Annotated in this window: 17 protein-coding genes, 1 tRNA gene and 3 pseudogenes; 6 read left to right on the forward strand and 15 right to left on the reverse strand. The window is 64.0% G+C overall.

Annotated features, from left to right (window positions below; all coding sequences use genetic code 11):
• Positions 1–198: 198 nt before the first annotated feature.
• Complete coding sequence (locus tag OR16_RS02075; RefSeq protein ID WP_006156311.1) at positions 199–2,256, reverse strand: hypothetical protein; 2,058 nt, start codon at positions 2,254–2,256, stop codon at positions 199–201.
• Positions 2,257–2,539: 283 nt separating this feature from the next.
• Between OR16_RS02075 and OR16_RS02080 the strand changes: the two genes are divergently transcribed.
• Positions 2,540–2,752: a hypothetical protein gene (locus OR16_RS02080; RefSeq protein ID WP_006156312.1), complete on the forward strand. Its 213-nt coding sequence runs from the start codon at positions 2,540–2,542 to the stop codon at positions 2,750–2,752.
• Between the two features lie 144 nt (positions 2,753–2,896).
• Positions 2,897–2,972: transfer RNA gene (locus tag OR16_RS02085), tRNA-Met, on the forward strand.
• 354 nt (positions 2,973–3,326) lie between these two features.
• Here OR16_RS02085 and OR16_RS02090 read toward each other — a convergent pair.
• From OR16_RS02090 to OR16_RS02110, 5 genes are all read right to left on the reverse strand, one after another.
• Positions 3,327–4,649 (reverse strand): CsgG/HfaB family protein, encoded by a 1,323-nt coding sequence (locus OR16_RS02090; RefSeq protein ID WP_006156313.1) that lies wholly within the window; start codon positions 4,647–4,649, stop codon positions 3,327–3,329.
• A gap of 37 nt (positions 4,650–4,686) precedes the next feature.
• Positions 4,687–5,361, reverse strand: a complete 675-nt coding sequence (locus OR16_RS02095; RefSeq protein ID WP_006156314.1) for a hypothetical protein — start codon at positions 5,359–5,361, stop codon at positions 4,687–4,689.
• Positions 5,362–5,444: 83 nt separating this feature from the next.
• Positions 5,445–6,518, reverse strand: coding sequence for a hypothetical protein (locus tag OR16_RS02100; protein ID WP_006156315.1), 1,074 nt, complete (start codon positions 6,516–6,518; stop codon positions 5,445–5,447).
• The gene (locus tag OR16_RS02105) at positions 6,509–7,672 is read right to left on the reverse strand and encodes a hypothetical protein (protein WP_006156316.1); all 1,164 of its coding nucleotides are present in this window, start codon (positions 7,670–7,672) and stop codon (positions 6,509–6,511) included. The genes OR16_RS02100 and OR16_RS02105 overlap by 10 nt, the downstream gene beginning before the upstream one ends.
• Before the next feature lie 291 nt (positions 7,673–7,963).
• Positions 7,964–8,614 carry a TetR/AcrR family transcriptional regulator gene (locus OR16_RS02110; protein WP_006156317.1) on the reverse strand — a complete coding sequence of 217 codons (651 nt, stop codon included), beginning with the start codon at positions 8,612–8,614 and terminating at the stop codon, positions 7,964–7,966.
• Between the two features lie 192 nt (positions 8,615–8,806).
• Between OR16_RS02110 and OR16_RS02115 the strand changes: the two are divergent.
• Both OR16_RS02115 and OR16_RS02120 read left to right on the forward strand, forming a co-directional pair.
• Positions 8,807–10,323 (forward strand): annotated as a pseudogene (locus OR16_RS02115) (flavin-containing monooxygenase).
• Between the two features lie 53 nt (positions 10,324–10,376).
• Positions 10,377–11,315: an alpha/beta fold hydrolase gene (locus OR16_RS02120; RefSeq protein WP_043418095.1), complete on the forward strand. Its 939-nt coding sequence runs from the start codon at positions 10,377–10,379 to the stop codon at positions 11,313–11,315.
• Between the two features lie 30 nt (positions 11,316–11,345).
• Here the strand turns inward: OR16_RS02120 and OR16_RS02125 are convergent, their stop codons facing one another.
• The gene (locus OR16_RS02125) at positions 11,346–12,323 is read right to left on the reverse strand and encodes a tripartite tricarboxylate transporter substrate binding protein (protein WP_006156319.1); all 978 of its coding nucleotides are present in this window, start codon (positions 12,321–12,323) and stop codon (positions 11,346–11,348) included.
• A gap of 204 nt (positions 12,324–12,527) precedes the next feature.
• Between OR16_RS02125 and OR16_RS02130 the strand changes: the two genes are divergently transcribed.
• Positions 12,528–12,785: a hypothetical protein gene (locus tag OR16_RS02130; protein ID WP_141639816.1), complete on the forward strand. Its 258-nt coding sequence runs from the start codon at positions 12,528–12,530 to the stop codon at positions 12,783–12,785.
• 26 nt (positions 12,786–12,811) lie between these two features.
• Here OR16_RS02130 and OR16_RS02135 read toward each other — a convergent pair whose 3' ends face one another.
• Positions 12,812–13,018: a hypothetical protein gene (locus OR16_RS02135; protein ID WP_006156321.1), complete on the reverse strand. Its 207-nt coding sequence runs from the start codon at positions 13,016–13,018 to the stop codon at positions 12,812–12,814.
• Between the two features lie 184 nt (positions 13,019–13,202).
• Positions 13,203–14,733: pseudogene (locus OR16_RS02140) on the reverse strand (MFS transporter).
• Positions 14,734–15,078: 345 nt separating this feature from the next.
• On the opposite strand from OR16_RS02140, the gene OR16_RS02145 reads away from it, so the two are divergent.
• A complete protein-coding gene (locus OR16_RS02145; RefSeq protein ID WP_006156322.1) occupies positions 15,079–16,503 on the forward strand; it encodes a DUF1254 domain-containing protein in 1,425 nt (474 codons plus the stop codon).
• A gap of 171 nt (positions 16,504–16,674) precedes the next feature.
• On the opposite strand, the pseudogene OR16_RS02150 reads toward OR16_RS02145, so the two are convergent.
• The 6 genes and pseudogenes from OR16_RS02150 to OR16_RS45165 all read right to left on the reverse strand — a co-directional run bounded on the left by OR16_RS02150 (position 16,675) and on the right by OR16_RS45165 (position 20,031).
• Positions 16,675–17,716: pseudogene (locus OR16_RS02150) on the reverse strand (alpha/beta hydrolase).
• Positions 17,717–17,787: 71 nt separating this feature from the next.
• Positions 17,788–17,991 carry a hypothetical protein gene (locus OR16_RS44385; RefSeq protein WP_006156325.1) on the reverse strand — a complete coding sequence of 68 codons (204 nt, stop codon included), beginning with the start codon at positions 17,989–17,991 and terminating at the stop codon, positions 17,788–17,790.
• Complete coding sequence (locus OR16_RS47165) at positions 17,988–18,116, reverse strand: hypothetical protein (protein WP_272942817.1); 129 nt, start codon at positions 18,114–18,116, stop codon at positions 17,988–17,990. Before OR16_RS47165 ends, OR16_RS44385 begins: the two co-directional genes overlap by 4 nt.
• 10 nt (positions 18,117–18,126) lie before the next feature.
• Positions 18,127–18,867 carry an alpha/beta hydrolase gene (locus tag OR16_RS02160; protein ID WP_006156326.1) on the reverse strand — a complete coding sequence of 247 codons (741 nt, stop codon included), beginning with the start codon at positions 18,865–18,867 and terminating at the stop codon, positions 18,127–18,129.
• A 2-nt stretch (positions 18,868–18,869) separates the two neighbouring features.
• Positions 18,870–19,583, reverse strand: coding sequence for a carboxymuconolactone decarboxylase family protein (locus OR16_RS45160; RefSeq protein ID WP_006156327.1), 714 nt, complete (start codon positions 19,581–19,583; stop codon positions 18,870–18,872).
• Positions 19,561–20,031: a (R)-mandelonitrile lyase gene (locus OR16_RS45165; RefSeq protein ID WP_006156328.1), complete on the reverse strand. Its 471-nt coding sequence runs from the start codon at positions 20,029–20,031 to the stop codon at positions 19,561–19,563. Before OR16_RS45165 ends, OR16_RS45160 begins: the two co-directional genes overlap by 23 nt.
• Positions 20,032–20,109 lie beyond the last annotated feature (78 nt).

Raw genomic sequence — 20,109 nt, forward strand, 5'->3', positions numbered from 1 at the left:
TACTGGGGGGTTTTGCTTTTGTGGCGGCGAAACGTCTGCTTTCAAGAAATCGGACTAGCGATGGAAATGGCGACAAATTGTCGCGATGGAGATAGCGGAGATAGCCAGATCATTCGCAATGGAAAAGGGCCGGCAAATGCCGGCCCTTTTCCATTGCGTAATCGCCACTGACCATTGTCAGCGGCGATAGCATCTCAGTTACCGCACCGTGCCGACAATACGCACAAACTTCTGCGTGTCGTCCGCAGTGGTGGATCGGATTTCGACAGTACGCTGGTCACCCGCCAGGCCGAATGCCGGGAATACGGCGGTGCTGCAGGGCGTCAGCGCGCTGGACCCCGAATTGGTGGCACTGACCGTATCGCTGCGAGCGGACCGTGCGACCGGCAATCCCTGAATCAGCACGCGCTCCGGCAGCGGCACCGCGCTCTGCAGGGAGCCAAACGCCAGCGCGCGGTCGACCGTCTCCGCGTTCTGGGTCCAGCTGATCCGCGTGCCGGACTGCGCCGCAGTCTTGCTGCCCCCCGTGGTGACAAAGTCCAGGCTGCCTGCATCGATGCTGTTCCAGGTCTGCCGCGCCAGTACCGATGGCGTTAGCACGCTGCCCGACGAAGTCACGTAGAACGTATCGTCCGCCGCTGCCAGGCTGGTCTTGTAGCTGGTGTCGACGTTACGGTTCCACACCTCGAACTTGTAGCGGCCATGGGCAGGAAGGCTCTCGATGGCGGAGTCCGACAGCGCTGCGGACAGGTAAGTGTTGCCGCCGCTGGACAGCTCACTCCACTTCACTGCCTGGCTGCTATCGATCGCCGTGGCCGCCAAGACCACGGTGCTGCTCGATTGCCCGCTGTTGTTGATGGTCTGGTTGGGCAACACAGGATCGTCTGTGGCGTAGGTCAGCGATCCGGCCAGATTCTGAATCACCAGGTTGTTGAAGCTGCCGCAAACGCGCGAGCGGGACAGGATGACGCCCGCGTTCGGCAATCCCGGACCCGTGACCCGTACCAGTTGCACATTCACGCCCAAACCCCGGGCGGGGTTGAGCAGCAAGCGCAGCGAACTCTCATAACGCGATACGATGCCCTGCGCGGATTGCGGATTCAACTCGGTGACCTTGCTGATTCGCCGCGTGACCGCTGCTTCGTACTTGCGTTGGTTGCCCGTCAACTGCCAGCCGCCTGGCGCGCGATTGGTGACAACGCGAGTCAGGTGATCGGTGGATTTGTCGGTACGAACGAAGGGCAGGCGCACCAGTGCGGTTGCTTGGTTCTGGGTGTTGGTCGAGTTGAACAGGACAACCGGCGCCTCGAATCTTGCGCCCTTCATGTCGCTCGCAGCCAGCAGCGCGAACAGGTCGTCGCGAGCGGTGTAGCTGTTGTTCAGGTAATCGCTCGAGAATGCCGTGCTGCAAGCGCCAAGCACGCTGGCGCCATCTGCGCGCGCGGCGGGATCCAGCGCAAAACAGGCCTGAAGGGCAGCACGGATGCCTTCGAACGTTGCCGCGTTGGTCTTGACTTCGGGCTTGGGCAACGCGGACGGAGGCGATGCCAGCGAGTCCGGCGTCAGGAGGACTTCGTGCGCGGCATTGTTGTCGGTGATCACGGCGCCAGTGCTGGTCAGCTTTGCACCGCTCGTGGTCAGCGTGACCCGGATGACATCGAGGACGCTATCGGCGCCTTCACCCTGTTTGCTCAGGGGCGTGGAAATCGGGTCAAAGGCAGTCGGGTCCAGTCCTGCATCGCTCGTGACATTGGCCAGTACGGAGCGCAGCAAGCCGACGATCTGCTGTACCTGGGCGCTGCTTGCCTTGCTGCCAAGCACCGATGCCTTCGTCAGGTCCAGGGGGTTGCCACCAACCAGTAGCGCTGCCACGGCGGTCGTCAGCGGCGTCACGTTGACGGTGGCGGAGCCATTGGCCGGCTTGGTCGCCAGCACCGAGACATAGGTCAGCTGGTCGCCCCCGCTACTGCCAGTGGCGACAACCGCAAACGGTGCACGGAAAGCCGAGACATCGAATTCAAAATGGCCATTGCTATCCGCCGCGTTGCTGCCCACGACTTTTCCGTCAGCGTCATAGACGGTCACCAGGGCATTGGCCATGAAGGCGCCGCTGGCTGCTGTGCCTTGCAGCGTCGACTTGGCAGCCTGGCTAGCCGGGGTCGCCGCCGTGCTGCCGTCTCCACCCCCGCCACACGCGCTCAGTACGGCAAGCGTGATCGCTGCAACTGCGGGCGTTAGCAGAATGCGGCGATGCATTCCGGACCTGAATTCCCCTTTAATACGCATTGGATTTCCTTTTCATTATTATTTGTGGATGCAGCGGGTTTTCGAGTCCCTGACCACGCTGCGCACGCAGGTTACAGGAAGAGACGCTGACAGCACCTCCCCCGGCGGTGGGGGTTATTCAACAATTTTGCAAAAAATGACAATTGGCACTTCGTGTCCGGGGTACACCGGCGCTGATGTGAATGAAAAGCCTTGCGCGTGCTAGGATCCAGCGAGATTTCGACGAGCAGCATGCAGGGGAGCCAGGACACAGATGGAAAGCGGCATCACAGAGTACAAAGGGTATGTAGTCCACGTCTTCTGCAAGACGATCAAGGACGGTTTGCACATCGCGTCATGCGCGATCTGGGAGGACGGTGCGGTAGTGCAGGATTCCAGGTCCATCGGCCGCAATCACGCCACGCCGGCGGACGCGAAAACCGCGGCTTACGAGTGGGCCAAGCAGTGGATAGATGGAAATAGCTGAGTGGCGCAAAAAAGCGGCTGCGTGTGCTCGCGAGCGGATATGGAGCAGCAGCCGTCCCATCCCGAAAAGGATGGGCACTAGCACTTTTCAGTTCTTTTTGTATTAGGACTATCCAGATGCCGCCAATCCGCGTATATTCTCTTTCGCGGGGTGGAGCAGTTGGCAGCTCGTCGGGCTCATAACCCGAAGGTCGCAGGTTCAAGTCCTGCCCCCGCAACCAAATTTCGAAAGCCCGTCCGGTTCATGCCGCACGGGCTTTTTGCTTTGTAGTGCTCACATTTGAGCGCTAGGCGAAGTCAGCCGGCGGGTCATCGGGCATGTGCCTCTCCGGTAAGTGACTCAAAGAACCCCGGCTGCCGGCAATGCGCAGGAGGGGGCCAACTCTGCCTGCCGCCAATGGCGATGGCGATGGCGATGGCAATGGCAATGGCAATGGCAATGGCAATGGCAATGGCGACGGCGGGTGCACCTGGTGTCCGGAATGGACAAAGCCGCACGCCATAACGGCGTGCGGCTTTGCATTGCCAACCGTCGTCCCGACCGGCTGGCGCTAAGACTTCAACAGATCACCAGATCACCAGTTTGAGTCACTCTTGGGAGGACCAAGGGACTCTTCCTTGCGCGTTGCTGCCTTCTTCTTGGGCTTGGCATCGGCCGCCGGCGGCGCAGGCGGAATTTCCGCGCGCAACTGCAAGGAGCCTGCGGGGATATCGTCGAGCTTTACCTTGACGTCTTGCAGATGCCCGTACGACAAGGAGGGCGTGACCCGGTCCACCACCACCGTGCAGCACTCCTGCTCGGTACGTCCGAGCGAGCGGCCGGTCTGCGGATCGCGCAGCTCGTTGCCCAGCATGACGACCTGATAGGCCGTGCCGCTGCTCACCGATTGGCCACCCTGGCTCAGCACCACGTTGTGGCCATCGCGCGAAGCCACGCTGACCGGGTAGAGGCGCACCAGGATATCGGCCACCACCTTGGAGACGACGGCGCCTTCCATGGCATCCACGCGCTCGCCTGCCGCGCGTCCGGCGTCACCCTTGGCCGTATTGCTGAACAGGACTTCGCTGGTGGTCACGTTGACGAACTTCTGCGAGACCGACCAGTGCCCTGGCGCGCTGCCTTCGCCATCGGCATTGGCGCGACGGCCAGGCTCGAAAGCGTTGACGCGGCCAAACCAGATCAGGTCCGCGCCGAGCCCCTGGCCGACCTTGGCGAACTGGTCCGCCGACGTCTGGCCGTTCGAGATGCGATCCATTTCGTCACCGAGCTCCGGCGCGAAATCGCGCTCCAGCACGGTAAAGCGGCCGCTCTGGATCAGTGCGTCCATGATGCGCTGGCGCAGTTCGGCGGCGATGCGCACGGCGTCGCCACCGGCACGGCTGTCCACGCGCAGCGGGGCGATGGCGATGCGCAGCTTGCCCTGGTCCGCCGGCGCCTTGTACTTGGCCACGTTGGCTTCGATGGTGGCCTTGATCATGCGCTCGGTCTGGCCGGGCTCGCTGATCTCGATCACCTTGAAGTCGCTGATCGCGCCACGGCTGCTCTGGCTTACCAGCTCGGCGAAACCGGCCGAGCTCAGCGTGAGCGGATCGCGTCCCACCGCCAGGCCCAGCACCGACTTGAACTGCGTCGACGACTGCTCGATGGTCATGCCATTGACCTGCATGACGGCCTGGCGCAGTGCCTGGTCGATAGCTTCGGCTGGTGTATGGCCGAGCCCGGTGGTGGTGACCCGCACCTTCTCGACCTGGCCCACGTCGGGCGCGCCACTGCCGCTTGCCGCCGGCGCGGAAGCGCCCGCGGCCGCTGGCGGCGGCTCAGCGTCGCGGCCTTTGCAACCAGCTACCGACACCGTCAATGCGATGCCGCAGACGGCCAGCGCACGGTGCCATTTCATGGGGAGTGTTCCGCTCTCGTTCACGATGGCAGCAGGCTTAGAACTTGGCCGAGAGTGCCGCGGTGGCATCCTTCGGCACAGGAATTTCGTTGCTCTTCGCGTACGCGGTAGCGGCCTGCAGCGTGCTGCCCAGGCGGGTCACGTGGCCGGGGGCTTCGCTGGCGATGTAGGTGCCGGTCGACAGCTTGTTGGTCAGCGTCATCTTTTCCATCACCGAGGCGCTGGTGAGCTGCGACTGTGCGGCATCCTTGAAGGCGATCAGGCTGGGGCGCAGGCCCACATAGCGCAGCACGCCCAGGCCAAGATGCTTCATGCCTTCCGCGTACGATTGCTTGCCGGCGGCGTCGATCTTGGTGTTCGAGTCTTTCAGCTTGGCCTCGATGGCGGCGGAGGCTTCGCTCTGCAGCTTGTCGGAGTCTTCCAGGTTGCCCTTGGTGGCGCCGTCGGTCAGCGCGTCAGCCGTCGCCTTTGCCTTGGCCGACAGCTCCTTCAGGCCAACGGCGTCCGCCAGGTAGGACTGGGCCACCAGCACTTCGCGGCCAGCTGCCACGTAGGCCTTGGACAACTGATCTTGCGCGCCGCTTGCATCGGCGGTGGCGCCGCTGCTCGACGCGGACGAACCACCGGTCAGGCTGCCCAGCGAGGGCAGGGCATGGGCTTGGCCAGCGGCCAGCAGGGACAGTGCAGCGATCGAGATGACTTTCTTCAACATGTGCGTTCTCCAGGTAAAGCGAAGGGTTAGAGAGGCCGGCCGCACGGTACGGTGACGCGTGCTGGCGCCGGCCTGGGGAGCAATCAGCGGACCTTGGCGTTGTTCAGTTGCGCGGCCAGTTCGCGCGCGGCCGAATCCGCAGCGCGCTTGAGCGCGTTGGTCTGCGCCACGCTGGCGTCCGGGCCGGTGCCGGCGTACTGGACCGGGCCGACCGACGACACCGTGCGCGGGAAACGCGTGGTCACGTCAAGCAGCTTGGCCGTCACCGTCACGTACACGCGGGTCAGGCCAGTGACCGGGTCGCTGTCCTGCATGCCGATGTCGAGCGTGCCGAGCGCCAGGTAGGGGACCTGGGCGGTCTGCAGGCCCAGCACGGCTTCGCGCATGGTGGCGGGCTGCAGGTCGTTGCCGCTCTTGTAGTCGTTTTCCAGCGCGCTGATGCGCAGGTGGCCACCCGAGGAGGGTTCGACATAGGCGGCTTCCACCACCTGGAAGCCCGACTGGGCGAACACGCCGGTGAATACCGAGTTCAGGTTGCCCGACGGCACCAGGCGCCAGCTCACGTCATCGGCCTTGCGGGTACGGCTGCCGCCGGTCTCGACGGAAACGGAGGCATTGGCCGAATAGCTGTTGCGGGTCGACTTCTCATTGACGTTTTCCTTCACGTCCGCGCGCTTGTAGACGCGCGTATCGAAGGACTTGACCGAGTCCTGCTGGCGCGCCACGAACAGGAACGTCAACGGGGATTTCTGCGCGTCCGAGGCCGTCGCCACTGCCGCGCCGCCCTTGACCGCGTTGCGCAGCTTGGCCACGTTGATGTCAACGCGGACCACCACCGAATACTGGCTGGCGTCCTTCTTGTCTTCCTCGCTGATGATGGTCGCGCCCAGCACGAACTTGTCGAGGTTGGCCGCGACCTTGTCGCGGATGCTGTCGAAGTTCTCGGCTTGCGACTCACCGCTCTCGGCGTAGTAACGCTCAATGGCGTTGACCTGGGCAGTCTTGAACGCGCGGTCCTTGTCCTCGGCGCTGGCCTTGCTCGAGAACACCGAGCTGTCGTATTTCACGTTTGCCATGCCCTTGGACGACACCACTTGTGCCGACGCCAGGCTGCACGCGAACAAAAACAGCCAACAGAGCTGACGGATTACTTGCATGACTTGACCACTCCTCTTGTGACATCTACTTGTTTACTGACGTTATCGCCCGACGAGGCCGCGGCCAGCCAGTCGCTGTCCTGGCCGCCCAGCGAACTGGACAGCTTGGTGAACAGGCCACGCAGGGAATCCGCGTAGGCCGGGAAATCGTCGATCTCTGACTGCGTGACGGGGACGGCTTTCACTTCGCCATTCTTGAAATCCGCGTCGAGGTACTGCTTGCCGGACATCGGCTCGCCCAGCTTGACGTGGCTGTACACCGCATAGATGTAGCTGGTGCCGGCCGCCGAGCTGCCGTACTCGACCCGCTTGAAGCCCTTCAGGTCCACCTGGATGGTGTAGTCGGGCTCGGGCAACTTGAGGTTGAAGACCTCGCCGTCGGCGAAGCGCATCGCCATGGCATTGCCAATCGCATAGCCCTTGGTGAACGGCAGGATAGGTACGCCTGCCTTATCCAGCAGGGCTTCCCCGAACATGTCGGCAAGCCAGCCTTCGGCCACGCCAGAACCGGACTTGAGGCCCTCGGGCAACTGGGCCAACGCCTCCGGCGCTACATTGACTTGCGACACCTGCAGGTAGCGGGTGCCCGACGACGGCAGTTTTGCGCCAGACAGGACCTGGGCGTAGCGATCGAACAGGCCCGGCTTGTCGCCGCCGAGCAGCAGGCGCTTGACGCGGTCACGCTTCTCGCGCTCGCTGGGCTGATGATCGAGCACGTCAAGGTAAGTCACATTGATCGGGTAGGCCCGCAGCACCGTCATGGCCTTGAAGTCAAAGACCAGGGCTTGGCCGCGCACGTTGGCCAGCACTTTGTAAAGTCGGCCGAAGCGCTCGGAAGAGATGGTCTCGCTGGTCACCACCAGTGCGGTGGCCAGGGCCTGGTCGCTGTTCTTCAGGCTGGCCATGCCGTCGCTGGACAGCGCGAAATTGGCCGGCGGGCGCGCGGCCAGGGAACGGCTGATGGCCTTGTTCGGTGCGCTGCCGGACGCCGTCAGCTCGGCCTCGACCTGTCGCGTGACCGGGAAGCGAGCCGCAATCTGCTGCGCGTCGCCGGCATAGGCAAAAAAGCCGGCAAAGGCGACGCTGTCGGCGGCGGCTGCCTGGGTTGCCGCGAGGGCGGTAAACAGCAAAACGACAAGTCGGAAAGCTTGCATGGGCAGAATCAAAAATGAAGGGGGTTCAGCGAGAGATTCAAGGTGCCGCGCATTCAAGCCAACGCGCCGGCCTTTGAAAAATGGCGGGTATTCGGAAATTTCTTAGGACTCACGCGCTCGCAAGGCCGCGATTCTACTGTAGAAAAACAGCAAAAATGACTTTAGTGCTTTTTTTTAGAAAAATTGAGAATTGCCTGATTGACTTCCACATGCCTTTAATGGCAGCAGATGCTGGGATTGGCAATTGGACGGCGGTGGAGGGCCGCCTCTCGTCAGTTCGCGGTGCCCGCGTCAGCCTTCGCCCGGCTGGATATTCAGCAAGCCTATGCCGGCTTGCGTGAGGAAGGGCGAAAACAGGCTCATGACCTGCGACGCGCCCCAGTTGATGTGTTCGCGCTTGATGGCATCGATGCCATGGCGGGATCGCAGGTAGTCGATCCAGTAGGTCGAGACGATCCACGTGTTGACGACCAACTGGTCAAGCTGCTCGGGTGTGGCGCGCAGCAATCCGGCCGCTTCCATGGCGCCGAACACACGACGGACATGGTGCTGTCCGTCATCGGCCAGCGCTTCGGTGCGCAGCCTCAGGGTTGGCGCAAGGCTGCGGATGGACGCCGCGTCGCGGTAGAAGAAGCGCCACTCCCACATCAGGTTGAACCAGCCGCTCAGATAGCCAGCGAATCGGCTTGGCGCATCGCCGTGCGCCAGATCGGCGACGGCGGTGCCGCGCAGCGCCCGCTCGAATTCATCGAACAAGGCTTCGAGGATCTGTTCCTTGCGGTGAAAGTGGTAGTAGAGATTCCCTTCCTGGATACCCACGGCGGAAGCGATCTCGGCGGTGGTCACGACGACCGGCCCGCGCTCGTTGAACAGGCTCAGGCAAGCGTCCAGGATGCGCTCGCGTGTTTTGGGGCGCCGGGCTGGCGCGCCTTGGGCCGTCATGGTCGGTAACTCCCGGCAAGTTCCGTTATCTGCATGTCTGCGCGGCGGATAGTTAGGGGTAAGCCCTAGTTCGGGCAATCCTGGTTGATTAATTAGGGTGAACACCCTAGTCTAGTCTGAAGACAGCACGGATGCACCGTGAGAATTCGACGCAGCGAGCGCCGGCCCGGTTCGGTCAACAGGAGACAATCGATGCTATCAGGCAATGCGGACCACCCGCACCCCCAGGTTCACGCAGGCGCGGCGGCAGGGCGCCAGGATGCCCATGCAGCAAGCGAGGCAGCCGCGCAGCACGTCGACGTGCTGGTGGTCGGGGCGGGGCTTTCCGGTATCTGCGCTGGCTACCACCTGCAAACCAGTTGCCCGGGCAAGACCTACGCCATCCTGGAAGGGCGCGACGCAATCGGCGGCACGTGGGATCTGTTTCGCTACCCCGGCGTGCGGTCGGACTCCGATATGTACACGCTCGGCTTCAGCTTCCGCCCATGGCGCAGCGAAAAATCGATTGCCGATGGTGACTCGATCCTTGAATACATTCGTGGCACGGCGAAGGAATTCGGCATTGAGCGGCACATCCGATTCGGCCATCGCGTCTCGCGCGCCTCGTGGTCGTCCGAGACCGCGCGGTGGACGGTCGATGCCACGGTTGGCCCGCAAGGCACGCCTGCCCGCTTCACCTGCAGCTTCCTCTACTTGTGCAGCGGCTACTACGATTATGCGGACGGCTATATGCCCGGATGGCCGGGCATGGAACGCTTCAGCGGCCGCGTGGTGCACCCGCAGCACCGGCCACGGCCGTCACGCTGTTGCCGGCGATGGCCGAGCGGGCGGCCCACGTGACCATGCTGCAGCGTTCGCCAACCTACATCGTGGCACGTCCGTCCAGCGATGCGGTCTCCGCGTGGTTGCAGCGGCGGCTGCCGGCGTCCATGGCGCATCGCGTCACGCGCTGGAAGAATGTGCTGCTGGGCATGTACTTCTACAATCTCTCGCGCAAGAAGCCGGAGCTGGTCAAGAGCAACATCCTCAAGGGCGTGCGCGCGCAACTCGGCCCGGATTACGATATCGACAAGCATTTCACGCCGTCATACAAGCCATGGGACCAGCGGCTCTGCCTTGTGCCGGACTCGGATCTGTTCAAGTCCATCCGCTCAGGCAAGGCTTCGGTCGTCACCGACCAGATCGAGTCGTTCACCGAGACCGGCCTGCTGCTGCGCTCCGGCGAGCGGCTCGATGCGGACGTCATCGTGACGGCCACCGGGCTGCAGTTGAAGGTGGCGGGTGGGATGAAGATCGAGGTGGACGGCACGCCGATGAACCCGGCGCAGGCATTCATGTACAAGGGCATGATGTATAGCGACATGCCGAACCTGGCGGTTGCCATGGGCTATGTCAATGCCTCCTGGACACTGAAGGCTGAGCTTTCCTCGACCTACGTGTGCCGCCTGATCAACCATATGGACGCGAAGGGCCATGCCTGGTGCGCGCCGCGCCGCACGGATCCGGCATCCGATGAGGCGCCTTCGCTCTCGCTGAGTTCCGGCTATGTCCAGCGGGCCAGCAACATCTTGCCCAAGCAGGGGTCCAAGCGGCCATGGAAGGTCCACCAGAATTACCTGTTCGACCTGATGGCCCTGAAGTTCGGCAAGGTGGAAGACAGCGAGATGGCGTTCGGCCGTGCGGGCACGGCTGCCCCGGCCAATGGCTAGCGGATAATGCTTGAACGTCAGGGTTCAATTTCAAGGTTGAAGGACCATACGCAATGACTATATTGATTGCCTGCATCGCCGTGGGCGCCGTCGTTCTGCTTGGGTTGGCGGCATTCACCGCCCTGATTGCGCGCAAGGTGGAAAAGGCGCTCCCGCCCGGGGGGAAGTTCATCGAGATCGATGGGGCGCGGCTCCATTACATCGACAAGGGCGAGGGGCCGGTCATCGTGATGGTGCACGGGCTCGGCGGGCAGACCGGCAATTTTTCCTACGCCTTGCTGGGCAAGCTGACCAGCCAGTTCCGGGTGATCCTGGTCGACCGGCCCGGCTCGGGCCATTCGACCAGGCCATCGACGATGTCGGCGCGCCTGAGCGTGCAGAGCACGGTGGTGGCCAAGTTCATCCGTGCGCTCGGCCTGCAGAATCCGCTGTTGGTCGGACACTCGCTGGGTGGCGCGGTTGCCCTGGGCGTTGCGCTCGATCATCCCGATGCGGTCGGCGGGCTGGCGCTGATCGCGCCGCTGACGCATCCGGTGCAAGGCGTGCCGCCAATGTTCCGCGCGCTGTCGATTTCCTCGGCCACGATGCGCCGCCTGATCGCTTGGACGTGGGCGATTCCCCGCTCTATCCTGCGTGGCAAGGCCATGGTCGAACTGGTCTTCAGCCCGGACCGGCCGCCGCAGGATTTCGGCACGGCGGGGGGCGGGCTGCTCAGCCTCAGGCCGCGCAGCTTCTTTGCCACATCGACCGATTTGGCCAGCGTGGAGGAGGACCTGCCCGCCATGGCGCAGCGCTATGCATCGCTGGCCTTGCCGATCAGCATCCTCTACGGGACCGCGGATGCCGTGCTTGACTGGCAAGCCCACGGCAAGGCGATGAAGGACAAGCTGCCGGCGCTGGAGCTCGAACTTGTCCCTGGCGGCCATATGCTGCCGATCACGATTCCCGACCAGACCGCGGCCTGGCTCACGGCGGCTGCCGCGCGGCTCTGACGCGGTGCGCGCCAGCCGCCGCGCTGTGGGCTAGGCGTCAATGGTGAAGCCGATCTCCTTGATGAACTCGCCCCAGCGCCGGTAGTCCGCCTTGACCTGCGCGGCGAAGACGGGTGGCGTGATGGCTTGCGGCGGCAACACGCCGACCGCGGCCAGCCGCTTGTGATAGCCCGGATCGGTGAGCACCTTCTGGATTGCCGCCGAGACCGCGCCAACCACATCGGTCGGCATGGCCTTGGGGCCAAACAGCGCGAAGTAGCCGCTCAATTGCTCCATGCCCGGAAACCCCAGTTCGCGGAAAGCGGGGACGCCTGGCGCCATGTCCGAGCGTTCCGGCGTGGTGATGGCCAGGGCCTTGGTCTTGCCGGACTGATAGAGCGGCACCGCCGTGGTCAGCCCGTCGATCATCAGCGGCACCACGCCGCCCACCAGGTCTTGCGTGGCAGGCGCCGAGCCCTTGTACAGCACCGGCTCGAGCCGGCTTCCAGACAGCTTGTTCAGCAGCAGCGGGCCAAAGTGCGACGACGTGCCCGGGCCATACGAGGCCGAATGGAGCGGCGACTTCGCGCTCCTGGAGTACGCGATCATCTCAGCCAGCGTGGAGAAGGGCGCGTTCTTGGTGGCGACCAGCAAGACGGGCGCCCTTGCGGCTTCGGCCAGCGCGGTCAGGTCAGTTAGCGGGTCGTAGGGCACCTTGTTGATATGGGCGCCCGAGGTGGCCGAGGAGCCAAGCGTCATCAGCAGCGTGTGACCGTCCGGCTTGGCGCGGATCACGTCGAGCGTCGCGGGAATCGTCGCGCCGCCCGGCTTGTTCTCGACCACGACCGATTGGCCAAGTTGCTTGCCGAGGAAGTCCGCGAACAGCCGCGCGACCACATCGGTGCCGCCGCCCGCGGGGTAGGCTACGACCAGGCGCAGCGGGCGGCTTGGCCAGCTATCGGCACGGGCAGGGGCTGAGCCGAGCGCGGCGGCGGCAACCGCGGCGGTAAGGAAATGACGACGATCCATGCGTTTGTCTCCTGGCGATGATGAGCACTCAGGTGCTCTTTAATACGCAAGGAAGATACTCATGGAAGAGGGGCTGGTGATGGAATCGGGCGATACCCTTCCCATGACGGCATGCATGGGCGCATTCGTGCGAGTCAGCCGCTGGCCGAATCGCGCGGAATCGATCATGCTACGATCCTGCCTCTGAATCAAAGCGAGCTAACGATGTCGACTGCCTTCCTGATACTCAATCCGGCCCCGTCCGAAGATGGCGAGCAAATCGGCTTTTCCATTGTGGCGAACGGTGTGGACAGCAGCGGCTTTGTGTCGCGCTCGGCGCTGGACGAACTGGCCCAGGGCCAGATTGGCAGCCATCTGGATATTTTCGAGCGCAATCTCGACCGCATCCAGGAAGCAGCCTTGCAGAAGTGGTCTGCGGACCCGTCTCTGGACCCCGTCATGCTGGGGGACCACGATTTCTGAGAGGGGGATGTGGCCAACAGTTCGCGCTACGCCTGCGAGAACGTGCGTACCAGCTTGGTCTTCAAGGGCCAGGGGCGCGCCGCGAGAATCCAGATGCACAGCAGCGGCCCGATGAACGGCAGCAGCGCCAGGTAGGCGTAGTGCGCACTAAAATGTGCCGCCTTGAAAACCTTCCTGAATGGGAAGAACCACAAGGCTTCGAATAATAGAAATCCGAGTAGATACAGCGTCATGGTCAGCTTCCTGTGCGGCTCGACTGGCGAGGCGTATGCCCCGCGCAGCCGCATTGTAGAGCCCATTCGCTTGCTCACAATCCCGCCACTTTGGGGGAATCTTGCCGGTGCGGCGTCCATACGCGGGTCGCAATTCCGTGTGCCGCCCAGTCCTCCGTGCCCCCTTTGAGGCGGCTTGACCGGTTTAGCGCAGCGCGCGCTGCGCCACGGCGACCAAAGCCACGCCTATGCATCCCATCGCCAGCAGCGCGAACAGATTGCTCACCGCAATCAGCTGCGCCTGCTGGTCGATCAGCGCGGACCAGCGCACCAGCGTGGCGGCGTCGAAACCCTCGGGCAGGTCGAACGGCGTAATCCGCGCAACCAGCTGCGTGCGTGCCATGGCCTCGCCATACTGGAGCCATAGGCTTGCCACGCCCGTGCCGCCGGCGGTTGCGATCTGGCGCACGATGTTCTTGAACTGATAGGCGTGGGCAAAATCCTCGACGCTGAATTCGGCATAGGTCAGCCCCGCCACCAGCGCCAGGATAAAGGGCGTGGTCAGGCTCTGCAGGGTCAGGGCCGGCAGCAGGACGGCCATGGAGACGCCCGGCATCATCCGCTCGCTCAGCAGCCAGGCCGCGCCGGCAAACATGACGTACCCCAGGGCGATGTAGCGGCGCTGCCCCGTCAGCCGGGTGCCGGCATACGTAAAGGCGCACAGGCCCGTGAAGCCGATCAGCCCCGTGATGGTGAGTACCTTGCCGGTGGTCTGGAAGGTAAAGCCCAGCCCGGACTGCAGCGTGGTGGGTACCACATAGCCCCATAACCCATTGAGGAAGTAATACAAGGTATAGAAGCCCAGCCCGACCAGGTAGCGGCGGCCCAGCAGCAGCTTGGGGTTGAGCCAGGGATCGGGGTGGCGATGCTGGTGGACGAAGACGCTAGCGACAAGCACCAGCCCGACGATGGGGGTGATCGCCACCGACGGCGAGTTCGCCAGCTCATAGAAGCGCAGGTCGCCCAGGCCGTGCAGCAGCACCAGCGCCCCCGTGCCCAGCAAGATCACGGTCACCCAATCCATGCCGCCAACGTCCACCTCCCACGGTGCCAGCGAGGCCGCGAGCCGGCGTGGGTAGGAGACCAGCACCAGCAGTATTGCCGCGCCCGACATCGCGGCCTGCACCACGAAGATCATCCGCCAGCTCGCGTCTTCCACCAGCACCGCGGTGATCCATGGCGCCAGCGCCGCCAGGCCCATGCCGCCGACATTGAAGCCGAGGAAGGGGCCGGCGCTCCTCGCGGGCGGCAGCCAACTGGATAATGATGCGCGACGCGGTGAACAGGCCGCCCGCGCCGAAACCCTGCAGCGCGCGCGCCAGGCTCAGCTCAAGCGGCGTATTGCAGATGGCGCAAAACGCGGCGCCCACGGTGGCGATGACCAGGCCGAGCAGCGTAAATCCACGATAGCTGATGTCCCGCGCGATGCGCCGCAGCACCAGGTTGGCGACGGTGGCAGCGGCCGCATAGGATGTGAGGCTCCAGAGAAAATCCTCCGGCGAGGCGTGAATGCCGCCCCTGATATGGGTGCCCGCGACGCCCATCATGGAGGACGCCACGAAGTCCACGCCGGTGGTGCATCCCAGGGTAAAGGCGAAGAGATACACCTGCGCAGCCGACAGGTCGGGGTGCTTGCCCAGCATCGCGCTGCCAGTTGCCATGACGGTCCCATCCATCGCGTAGAAGCAATTCGCAGTCCGGCTCCGCCGGGGCGACGACCCGCTTTCCCAGTATCGGCGAAATGATCCGGGCGCCCAAGCGGAACCGATTGGGGGATGACAGGGGGGGCGTGGCTCCGGCCACAAATGGCCCGACGCTACTGGGCGTCCCGGTCAAGGGCACTGCGGCGCGATCGGTATTGGTGCGTTTCCCCGCACAGTTTTACTGCCGTTCAATTGACAACTGCGTTTGCCGGGAACATCATCCCTCGGGGAAAATAGACGCGCCTCCGTGTCGCGATGTCGCCCGTTCGTCGGCGAAAAGCGCATGGAAGGTAGCCATTCCGACGAGGAAACGGGGTCATGATTATTTCGCTACGCCGAATTGCGAGCGCGCTTGCGCTCGGTCTGCTGTTGTCTGCCTGCGTCACGGGCCCGCAAACTTCGGCGGTGCCGCAGCCGGCCCCGCCGTCGTCCAATGGGGCGATCAAGGCGTTATCCGCCCAGATTTTTGTCTACGCTTATCCGCTGGTCTTGATGGATGTCACGCGTGAGGTCATGACCGCCCGTGTGCCGGCCAATAGTTTCTCGCATAAGCGTAGCTTCCCGGACGCCACCTTCACCGACGTGGTCAGCCCGAATGCCGATACGCTCTATTCGACGGCATGGCTGGATTTGTCCGCCGGACCGGTGATCCTCTCGCTGCCCGACACGCGCGGGCGTTATTACCTGATGCCGCTGATGGATGCCTGGACCAATGTCTTCGCGTCGCCGGGCAAGCGCACCACGGGCACCAGGAAAGCGGTCTACGCCGTAACCGGCCCGATGTGGAACGGCGTGTTGCCGCCCGGCGTCACGGAAATCCGCTCGCCCACGGAGATGGTGTGGCTGATTGGCCGCACCCAGACCAATGGCAAGCAGGACTATGCGGCGGTTCGCCGCTTGCAGGACCAGTATCGCCTGGCGCCGCTCTCCGCCTTGCAGCGTGGCGGCAAGGTGCGGGCCAAGCCAGACCTGGCGATGCTGCCCGAAGCGGTTCCGGTGGATGTGGAAACGCCGCCTGTTGAGCAGGTCGCGGCGATGGACGCGCAGGCGTTCTTTTCCCGCTTCGCCGAACTGCTGCCGGCCAATCCTCCAGCGGCGGCCGATGCGGCCATGGTGGAAGCGATCAAGAAGTTCGGGATCGTTCCGGGCATGCCCTTCTCCGTGACCGCGCTGGAGCCATCGACAGCCCGCGCGGTGCAGGAGGGGGCCACCACCGCCCTGGCGGGCATCGTGGCGATGGCCAGGCGCGGCGGCGGTGAAGGGGACGGCAAATGGACCGTGCACCGGGATCTCGGCAGCTATGGCACGGCCTATGGCAAGCGCGCGCTGGTGGCCTGGGTTGGGCTTGGTGCCAACCTGCCTGCGGACGCGCTGTATCCCAGCACGCGGGTCGACGCCGCCGGCAAGCCGCTGAACGGGGCAAACCGCTACGTCATGCATTTCGACAAGGGCCAGATGCCGCCGAGCGCGGCCTTCTGGTCACTGACGCTCTACAACGACAAGCAGGCGTTTGTTGCCAATCCGCTCAACCGCTATGCCATCGGGGACCGCGACCGGCTGCGGTACAACCGTGACGGCTCGCTCGATATCTATATCCAGAATGCGCGCCCGGAGGGCAAACGGGTCGCCAACTGGCTGCCGGCGCCGCCTGATGGCTTCAACCTGATGATGCGGGTGTATTGGCCCCGGCGGGCGATGCTGGAGGGCACGTGGAGCGCGCCGCCGGTGGTGCGGGCGGACTGACTGCGGGCCCCAAGCCGCGCGCTGAGATGAAAAAATACCCGCCGAGGCGGGTTTTTTGAGCAACGCAAGACAGACAACGAGTAGTTCTATTCTAGGCATTTTGGTGTCCCGGCTTTCTACCGCCGGGCTCACGACTGTGCCCTGCGCCCGCCTCATGGGCGCTCTCTTGCCCTAGAGGGTCTTCGTGTAGAACGCCGTCAGCTTGCCCATGGCGGCATCCACGTACTTGGGAACCCAGTAGGTCTCGATGTGCGTGGCACCGTCGATCTTGAACAATTCCTTGTTCTGCGTGCCGGTGGCCTTGGCGAATGCATCCTCAGTCATGTACAGGCTGTCGGCCTTGCTACCCGCGATCATCAGCAGCGGCTGGTTGATCAGGTCGATTTGGTCGGTGGCATCCCAGCGCATCAGGTCCAGCAAACTGCTCACCGTGTAGGCGCCGCCGGAGTTGGGGTAGGCGCCGGAGTTGGGGTGGCCATGGGTGCGTTCGTAATAGACGGTTCCCTCGCGGTACATCTCGAACGGCATCGCGGCGATTTGCGCATCCGTCGCCGCGGCGCCGCCTCCGATATAGGGGACTTTGCCACCGGCCGCTTCCTGCGCACGCGCCTCGGAAGCCTGCCGCAAGCGATCCTGGATGGTGTTCCGTTGCGAGTCTTCGAAGCCATTGCGGCGAACGCGCCCGGAATTGAACATGCTCAGCGTTGCCACCGATTTGAAACGCTTATCGACTTTCGCTGCCGCCAACGAGTATCCACCGCCACCGCAAATGCCCAGGAGGGCCAACCGCTCGGCATCGACACCCGCGTAGCGGGTGATGAAGTCAGCCGCGGATGTCCTCGGTACGGTATGCGGGGTTGTCCACGTTGCGCGGTTTCCCGCCGCTTCCGCCCTGATACGCCGCGTCCATCGCGATCGTGATGTAGCCCTGCTCGGCCAGGCGCTGGGCATACAGGCCTGCGACCTGCTCCTTCACGCCGCCATTCGGGTGGGCCACGACGACGGCAGGATATTTCTTCTTCGGGTCGTAGTTCGCCGGGGTATAGACATTGGCGGCAATGTCCAGGCCGTTCAGCTTGTACTTGACCGGATGGATGTTGACCTTGCCCAGTTCGTTCTTTGTGATCGCGCCACCATAGGTCAAGGTGAACGGGTTCTTTCGGTAGTCCTCGGCGAAGGCTGCGCCGCCGGAGGCGCCGACGATGGCGGCCATGAGGGTGGCCTTCAATACTATGCGTTTCATGGGATGGTTCCTTGCAAGTGTGGTGAATTTCGCGGGGCGCTTCAGCGCTTGGGCGGTGCTTCGACGCCCGTGGCATCCAGCGCGCGGCGAATGAGTGCGATGCCGCCTTGCCGGGTGCTGCTGCTGGTGTACAGGTCAACGACCCCTTGCGGGCCATTGGGATGCCACTGCACCCCCAGGCCGATGGGGTACTCCTCGAATGGCCCCAGGCGCCGGCGGGGGGCGGATGCGGCTTTGTCCGTCACGGCGCGCTGGCCGTCTGAGCGCGGGCGGACAGCAGCCACGGGGCAATGCCCAGCGTGGCGGCCGCGCCCAGCAGGCGGCGACGGCTCTGGTCGGCGGGATGGGGTGTCATGGCAAGTTCTTTCATGGTTGGGTTATCAGTCCAGCTTTTTGTCAGCCAGAAACTTCGACACCAGGTTGGCGATCTGGACGTTGTTCAAGTCCGACATCAGGAAGTGCGTGTTGCCGTGGATGCCCGCCTCGGGCAGATGCAACAGTTGCGCGTCGCCACCGTGCTTGTTGATGGCGGCGGCCCAGAGCCGGGCCATGGCCAGGCGCACGCGCCAGTTGTCCTGTCCGCGCTCGGCTGTCGGTTGGACCGGGAAGTTGTCGCCGTAGTAGATGACGATGGGGACGCGCGTGAGCTTCTGGAAATCCGCCAGCGGCACCGCCTCGGGCAACAAGGTGCCGGCAGCACTCGGCATCGCCGGGGGCAGTTCGCCTTGCGGGAAAATGAACCCGCTGCCAGGTTCGAGCGCGACGATTCCCTTGACGTTCTTGCTTTGGAAGCCTTCACGGCCGTCCGGCGTGGTTTCCCAACTGCGCGCCGACTGGTACGCGCCGTGCAACATGACGATGGGCAGTGGCCTGGGGTTCTGCGGGACTTGATAGAAGGCGTAGAGGTGATCGCCGTGGAACGTCTGTCCAGCGGCGGTCGGGTTGTTATTGTTGTAGCTACCGGGCGTGCTCACCACCTTTCCGCCGACAGCGAAACTCCCCTGGGATTGGATTAGCAGAGGGCCGGAGGCGTTGCCAGGGCCGTTGGGATCGGTGGCGCAGCCGGTGAGCAGGGTTGTCATGGCTATGGCAGTGGTCAACAGGATTCGGGTGGCCTTCATGCTCAGCCTCCCGAGGCTGCGGCAAGGGCCTGCGTGAGCGCCTCGCTTGCACGCTTGGCGGCACCCGCATCGCCGCGCTCGGCCAGCACCTGCGTCAGTTGCCGCAACTGCGCGGCGCTCAAGCCCACCCGCATGCTGGCTCGCATGTGCGAGCGCAACTGGGCCTCCACGCCCGGCGTGGCAGCGAGCGCCCCCACGGTAGCCAGCTCGCGGCTCTGCCAATCGAGGTTGTCGCGCTCGAAGATGTCACCGAACAAATGAGCCTGCAGGAATTGGTTGATGACCGGCGTGAAGTCCGTCACTGCGTTCTTGACCGGCGCGCCTGAAATCTTCGTCTGGTTGGCAGTGCCGACCGCAAGCAGTTCATCGCCTGTAGGTACGGGCCGGCTGGGTTCGCGCCCCGGCGCGTCCTGGATGCCGCGCTGCTTGCGTGCGTCCACCACCTGAAGCAACTCACCCAGCGCGTTCAGGCTCTTTGGGAAGCCGGCGTAGGCATAGAGCTGCACCAGGATTTCCTTGGCCTCGCTGATGGTCATGCCGGCGTCCAGCCCCTGGTTCAGCGCGGCATTGAGCCTGGGCATGTCGCTCGCGGCCATGAAGGATGCGATCAGGGGAATGGCCTGCTGCTTGGCGGACAAGGTGTCCGAGGCCGGCAGCGCGGCCAAGGCGAGTGCGAGCGCGACGGCGCCGCGCCTAGCGAGCGTTGTATTGCTCATCGCTCACCAGTTCCTTCCAGTCCGCGCTCTTGCCGTCCTTCACGTAGGCAATGGCCAGGTGGCGCATGCCGTTGGTCTGTGCCGCGCCGTGCCAGTGCTTGACGCCGGCCTCGATCCAGATCACGTCGCCCGCCTTGATCTCGCGCCTTGGGCCCCCGTCCTCCTGCACCCAGCCCTGGCCGTCGGTGACGACGAGCAACTGGCCGACCGGATGCGTGTGCCACGCGGTGCGCGCGCCGGGCGCGAAATCGACCATGCCCACGCTGCCGTGCTGGCTGCTGCCGCCCGCCGCCTTGATGTCCACCGCCACGTGGCCGTTGAAATTCTGCGCAGCGCCCAACGTCGTGGGCGTCGTGCCCGCGGGGGTGATCTGGATGCCTTGGGCGTGTGCCGCCGATGCACCCATCATCACGATCGAGGCGCCTGCCGCGATGAGGTTGTTTCTCATGGGGATTCCTTGCTGTGACCTGCGCAGATCCCACTTGCCGCATGAGCATGCGGATGGTCTGCGCCCAATTTGTCTCAG

The sequence above is a fragment of the Cupriavidus basilensis OR16 genome (genome assembly GCF_000243095.1).
Taxonomy (GTDB): domain Bacteria; phylum Pseudomonadota; class Gammaproteobacteria; order Burkholderiales; family Burkholderiaceae; genus Cupriavidus; species Cupriavidus basilensis_D.

What these genes read in the sequence shown, in the direction of transcription:
- OR16_RS02125 (WP_006156319.1), bottom strand. Translation starts at nt 12,323, where the DNA reads ATGGATCGTCGTCATTTCCTTACCGCCGCGGTTGCCGCCGCCGCGCTC.
- OR16_RS02110 (WP_006156317.1), bottom strand. Translation starts at nt 8,614, where the DNA reads ATGACGGCCCAAGGCGCGCCAGCCCGGCGCCCCAAAACACGCGAGCGC.
- OR16_RS47165 (WP_272942817.1), bottom strand. Translation starts at nt 18,116, where the DNA reads ATGAAAGAACTTGCCATGACACCCCATCCCGCCGACCAGAGCCGTCGC.
- OR16_RS02130 (WP_141639816.1), top strand. Translation starts at nt 12,528, where the DNA reads ATGTCGACTGCCTTCCTGATACTCAATCCGGCCCCGTCCGAAGATGGC.
- OR16_RS02100 (WP_006156315.1), bottom strand. Translation starts at nt 6,518, where the DNA reads ATGCAAGTAATCCGTCAGCTCTGTTGGCTGTTTTTGTTCGCGTGCAGC.
- OR16_RS02145 (WP_006156322.1), top strand. Translation starts at nt 15,079, where the DNA reads ATGATTATTTCGCTACGCCGAATTGCGAGCGCGCTTGCGCTCGGTCTG.
- OR16_RS45165 (WP_006156328.1), bottom strand. Translation starts at nt 20,031, where the DNA reads ATGAGAAACAACCTCATCGCGGCAGGCGCCTCGATCGTGATGATGGGT.
- OR16_RS02075 (WP_006156311.1), bottom strand. Translation starts at nt 2,256, where the DNA reads ATGCATCGCCGCATTCTGCTAACGCCCGCAGTTGCAGCGATCACGCTT.
- OR16_RS45160 (WP_006156327.1), bottom strand. Translation starts at nt 19,583, where the DNA reads ATGAGCAATACAACGCTCGCTAGGCGCGGCGCCGTCGCGCTCGCACTC.
- OR16_RS02120 (WP_043418095.1), top strand. Translation starts at nt 10,377, where the DNA reads ATGACTATATTGATTGCCTGCATCGCCGTGGGCGCCGTCGTTCTGCTT.
- OR16_RS02135 (WP_006156321.1), bottom strand. Translation starts at nt 13,018, where the DNA reads ATGACGCTGTATCTACTCGGATTTCTATTATTCGAAGCCTTGTGGTTC.
- OR16_RS02160 (WP_006156326.1), bottom strand. Translation starts at nt 18,867, where the DNA reads ATGAAGGCCACCCGAATCCTGTTGACCACTGCCATAGCCATGACAACC.
- OR16_RS02080 (WP_006156312.1), top strand. Translation starts at nt 2,540, where the DNA reads ATGGAAAGCGGCATCACAGAGTACAAAGGGTATGTAGTCCACGTCTTC.
- OR16_RS02095 (WP_006156314.1), bottom strand. Translation starts at nt 5,361, where the DNA reads ATGTTGAAGAAAGTCATCTCGATCGCTGCACTGTCCCTGCTGGCCGCT.
- OR16_RS02105 (WP_006156316.1), bottom strand. Translation starts at nt 7,672, where the DNA reads ATGCAAGCTTTCCGACTTGTCGTTTTGCTGTTTACCGCCCTCGCGGCA.
- OR16_RS02090 (WP_006156313.1), bottom strand. Translation starts at nt 4,649, where the DNA reads ATGAAATGGCACCGTGCGCTGGCCGTCTGCGGCATCGCATTGACGGTG.